3 protein-coding genes are annotated in these 5,138 nt (G+C 41.9%); all 3 read left to right on the plus strand.

The genetic code is table 11. The features are described 5' to 3' along the window. The first annotated feature begins 91 nt into the window (after positions 1–91). The 3 genes from AACQ17_RS06195 to AACQ17_RS06205 are packed head-to-tail and all read left to right on the plus strand — an operon-like array spanning position 92 to position 5,047. The gene (locus AACQ17_RS06195) at positions 92–1,444 is read left to right on the plus strand and encodes an ABC transporter substrate-binding protein (RefSeq protein WP_094146905.1); all 1,353 of its coding nucleotides are present in this window, start codon (positions 92–94) and stop codon (positions 1,442–1,444) included. Continuing rightward, positions 1,441–3,789 (plus strand): ATP-binding protein, encoded by a 2,349-nt coding sequence (locus AACQ17_RS06200; RefSeq protein ID WP_094167570.1) that lies wholly within the window; start codon positions 1,441–1,443, stop codon positions 3,787–3,789. The genes AACQ17_RS06195 and AACQ17_RS06200 overlap by 4 nt, the downstream gene beginning before the upstream one ends. Continuing rightward, positions 3,779–5,047 carry a sigma-54-dependent transcriptional regulator gene (locus tag AACQ17_RS06205; RefSeq protein WP_094167572.1) on the plus strand — a complete coding sequence of 423 codons (1,269 nt, stop codon included), beginning with the start codon at positions 3,779–3,781 and terminating at the stop codon, positions 5,045–5,047. Before AACQ17_RS06200 ends, AACQ17_RS06205 begins: the two co-directional genes overlap by 11 nt. The last annotated feature ends 91 nt before the right edge of the window (positions 5,048–5,138 follow it).

Genomic DNA, 5,138 nt, shown 5'->3' on the forward strand with positions numbered 1-5,138 from the left:
CTGATAAAATTGAAATTGTAATACGCTGTTTTGCGTCATAACTGACACAAATGTTTAATAATTTATTTTTAGCTAAACGGTAGAGTTTTGAGTGAACGCACAATTTTTAGGGTTTTGTGATTTAAAAGCGGTTTCCCGTTCTTGTACCTTATTACGCTGGTGCAAATGGATGGTGCTACTAGGATCGATAGCGGCGGCTATCAATACCGCTTATGCAAAAGAGAATGAGTTAGTCATACTGACTACATTTTCACGTGAACCCTTGCTACCTCTTATTGAAGAGTTCAGCAAACAGTATCAAGGGGTTGATGTGCAAGTTGTCCACCGTAGAGCACAATCGAGTATTCAACTGCTTAATAAAAGCTATATCCAGAATATTGATGTAGTGCTGAGCTCATCGCCTTTTTTAATGCAGCATTTAGCAAATAGCAATAAGCTCGCAACCTTACCTGCCCATTTGCAACCACCAGAATGGTTAAAACCCTACATGTTACCGCCAACTGATAAAGTCGTGACGATAGGCTATTCTGGCGCTGGTTTGGTATGGAATCGTGACTATCTCAGCTTACATCATTTACCGACGCCTACGTCGTTCACCGATCTGGCTAATTTTATCTATTTTGACCACATCACGATGAGTACCCCAACACGTTCGGGTACTACTCAGTTAATGGTCGAGAGCATTCTTGCTAAATATGGTTGGCAACAAGGGTGGCGGATTTTACTGAACGTGGGGGCAAATTTAGGGACAATTTCCTCACGCAGTTTTGGTGTGAGTGATTATGTAGCCAAAGGGCAATTTGGGATAGGCCCAACGATTGATAGCTATGCCAGCATATTAGAACGAAAATTTGAGCACGTTCAATTTCGCTACGATGAAAGTTTTACCCTAATGCCCACATACGTCGCCCAAGTGAGCCTGCGTGAAAATGATCAATATGCGAAGGCATTCATCGATTTATTGATGTCAAAATCGGTACAAACGAATATGGATAGCAATGATTTTTCTAAACATGCGATAAACGATAAATCCCTGTTTAATGAGGCATATACACAGTTGTCCATGGCATCCATTACACATCGTGAGGAGTTAGTTAACTTATTGTTTGAAATTGCGATTACCAAACGCTTACCTCAGTTAAAAGACACTTGGCTCGCAATCAATCATGCTAAAACCAAGTACGCACACAATGAACCCGCTCTGAAGCTCATTGAAAATATTGAAACTCGAGTGTTCTCTTTACCTGTGACCGAAACAGAGTTAGCCGTGGTATATCAGTCATGGCAAAAAATCAGTGTTGATGAGGCGCAGTATGAGACACACTCCGCCGCCATTTCTATGCAAGTAGCGGAACTGACGCATCGTTGGAAGATGCAGTTGGCATTAACCTTAGAAGAAGCTTTGTCCGATCTAAAAAACTTGGACCGGGTCGATACGCCATGATTTTTCCGAAATACAACACGATTGGCGCGAGACTGGTTTTAGCCTTTGCTTGTAGTACCTTGCTGTTGACGATTGTCAGCATCGTCGCATGGGGAACATGGAATAGTTTAGATAATCAAGTGAGCGAGCTGCTTGATAAAAGTGTTCCTAAATATAATGCCAGTTATCTGCTCGAAAGCAGTAGTTCGGAAATTAAAAGACGGATCGAAATCATCTCAAATACGCGTAACAAAGTTGAGTTGGATGAGCAACGGCAACGTTTGGATAACAATTTAACGACGATCAGCAAAATATTAAGCGAGATTGAATTGAACAGCGAGCAGCAACGGCTGCTTGCTGGGTATCAACGGCTACGTAATCTTAGTGAGCAATTTGGTCTTCTGGTCGGGCAACGGATTGATCAAAGTCGTCAAATTGAGTTACTTCAAGAGCAGATCCAATGGCTACATCAAGATATTGGTTCTGAGTTGACTCCGCTGCGCCAAGAAATACAGTGGCAGCTAGAGCGTAAAATGAAAGGTAATGAAAGCGACATGCTGTTTGCGAGTTTAGGGGCTGTCCAGTCTATCCTAGATGGTGAGGCTCAAACGTTTATGTTCGCAAAAGAGCTCATCCAATCTAAGCATATTAGCCAAGTGAATAATGGCATGAAAGTACTACAGTTCCGCCTTGAAGAACTGTACGCACAGAGTGCGCCGATTTTTTCACAACCTGCAACCATCGCCTATCAACAATTACTCAGTGAGCTAATGGATGTATTGAGTTTGAATGGCTCTTTCCATCAAAACTTACGTTCTATGGTGCGTTTAAATGCCCAGCTTGATGATATTCGAGCTGAAGTTCAGCAGCAGCTTCTCCACCAACATACTGATATTGCTATGTTGGTCGCCAACGCCGATGAGTCGTTTGTTCAAGCGAAAAAAGAGACCACGGAACTGGTTTCTCATGGTAACCGTATTCTGTTTGTCTGCTTTAGCTTATCGATCATTATCAGTTTGTTTTTGACTTACTATTTCATCAATCGTCGGATTGTGGGCCGACTTAACCGCCTTAGCGACAGTTTAGATGCCATCATTCATAATGATCTTTCACACCCTATTGTGGTAGACGGCAGAGATGAAATTGGCCGGATCAGTGAAAAATTGGTTCAGTATGGTAAAAAAGTGGAGGAAATGGACCGAACCAACGCACTGAGTTTGATTAACAATACGCAAGCGAGTTTAATCACTTGTGATTTGGATGGTTATATTGAATCGGCTAACTTAAGCGCTCGTGTTCGCTTGAATATAGACCAGAATGAGGACCCGAAAGCCTTTTGGCTCTGTTTTTCAACGTCAACTCAATCGCAGTTGCGAGCACTGTTTAACCCAGAGGCTAAGTTGATCGAAAATGGTGCAGATGTCATTACGCTATCGTTAGGCGATGTGGATAAACCTTATTACTTGCGCTTGTATTTACGTAAGTATACCCACGGTTTAAGCGATAAAGTTATCATCACGATTACGGATGTTACCGATCAAGAGCACGCTAATCGATTATTAGAAGAGCGAGTTCGAGCAAAAACTCATTCATTACGTGAAAAAAATCATCAGTTACTCGCTGAAATTGAGCAGCACCACCGGACCGAAAACCATCTTAAAAAAACACAAAGTGAGTTAGTACAAGCCGCTAAAATGGCTGTGGTCGGGCAAACGATGACCAGTTTAGCGCACGAATTGAATCAACCATTAAGCGCAATGTCGACTTATCTCTATAGCGTAAACCTTGCTTTAGAGCAGAAGAAAACAGAGCAAATCAGACATTCCATCGATCATATTGAACATTTAACAGAGCGAATGGGCAAAATCATCAATGGGTTACGTCATTTTTCTCGTAAAAGTAGCAGTGATGAAACCCTTACCCCTGTCTTGATTACTGATGTTATCGGTCAGGCTATGTTGTTGGTTGAAACGAAAGCGAAACGTCAACAGATAGTATTGCAAAGCCATATTCATCAACCAATTCAAGTCATTGCAGATCAAATCGGCTTGGAACAGGTATTGATTAATTTGTTGGTAAATGGCTGTGAAGCGGTTGTGGGATGTGAGCACAAAAAAGTTGACGTGATATTGCTGTCGAGTACGCCAACGCATCACGTTGTTGCAGTATGCGATTCAGGGGCTGGATTTGCTCATGATGTCGTTGAAAAACTCTTTACGCCCTTTACCACGACCAAAGAAGTAGGGTTGGGCTTAGGGCTGAATATTTGCCGCTCGCTCATAGGAAAAATAAAGGGTCAAATTTATCTTGCCTCGACAGTCAGTCGAGGTGCAATGGTCGTGCTGGAGTTGCCTTATGAATCATAATTATTCTGTTTTATTGATTGATGATGACCAAGATGTCCTTGACTCATATTCGCATCTTATGTCGATAGCTAATTTGCCGTCAAAAGCACTTCTTAACCCCACCAAAGCGTGTGAGTTTATCCATTCTGATTGGGCTGGAGTGATATTGCTTGATGTCTATATGCCACAAATGAACGGCATTGAATTGCTTAAAGCGATTAAATCGATTGATGAGCATATTCCTGTGATTGTCATTACTGGCCACGGAGACATTCCTATGGCGGTAGAGGCGGTCAAAATAGGGGCATGCGATTTTCTTGAAAAGCCAATCAATCCTGCGGAGTTATTGAGCTTAGTGAAGAAAAATCTCGATATTCGTCGTCATTTTGTACAACAAAAAACGGCTATGGCCAACTCAATCAAATGCGAACTCATCGGAAAATCCGCTCAAATGGGGCAAATTCGCCACCATGTTGCTCAGTATTCAATGCTCAACAGTCATGTTGTTATTTGTGGAGAATCGGGTGTTGGACGGCATACTATTGCATATCTCATCCACCAACTGACACAGGGTAATCATTCTTCATCGCTGGTGGAATTAACCGTTTCATCAGCGACCACGCTCACACAGATTGAACAAAAATTAGATGCAAGTGAAAACGGTACATTGCTAATAGACCACATCGAATTACTTTCTGAAGAATTGCAGCGTTATTTGACTCAGAGGATGCTTAACCAAGAACGCCTAAGCAAAGCTCGAACGCGCGTTATTGCTATTTTAGGTACGGAACCTGAGGCCTTGATTACGGCTAATCGGTTGCAGCCAGAACTCTATTATTTGCTAAACCAAGGCGTGATAGAGGTGCCTGTACTTCGACATCGTCCCGATGATATCGCTACTTTGTTCCATTATTTTCTCAAGCAGAGTTGTAATAAATTGGCGAAACCTTTGCCAGCGGTAGAACTGAGTTATTTGTCGCTACTGCGTGCACATCAATGGCCGGGAAATGTACGAGAGCTGAGAAATGTAGCTGAATTATATGCGATAGGTATTGTAAAACTGACGGGAAAAGAGCGTTTGTACAATCAGTCTGATCTTTTATCACCGCTTGATGAATTGGTGGATGATTACGAAAAGCAAATTATTGAAGATGCATTATTTCTCCATTCTGGTCGCGTCGCTGATGCCGCAAATTATCTGCAAGTACCGCGTAAAAAGCTCTACTTACGAATGAAAAAACATGGTTTAGAAAAGGATGACTTTAAAAGTCGTTATTAGTTTTTCAATTTTAGGTGGTGGATCAGTTTGATAATGCTGGCATGGTAATGAAAGGCCGCTACATAAAGTATCCAATACAAAAAAAGTACAA

Origin of the sequence: Vibrio sp. V10_P2A27P122, assembly GCF_963874335.1 — a bacterium.
GTDB lineage: Bacteria > Pseudomonadota > Gammaproteobacteria > Enterobacterales > Vibrionaceae > Vibrio > Vibrio anguillarum.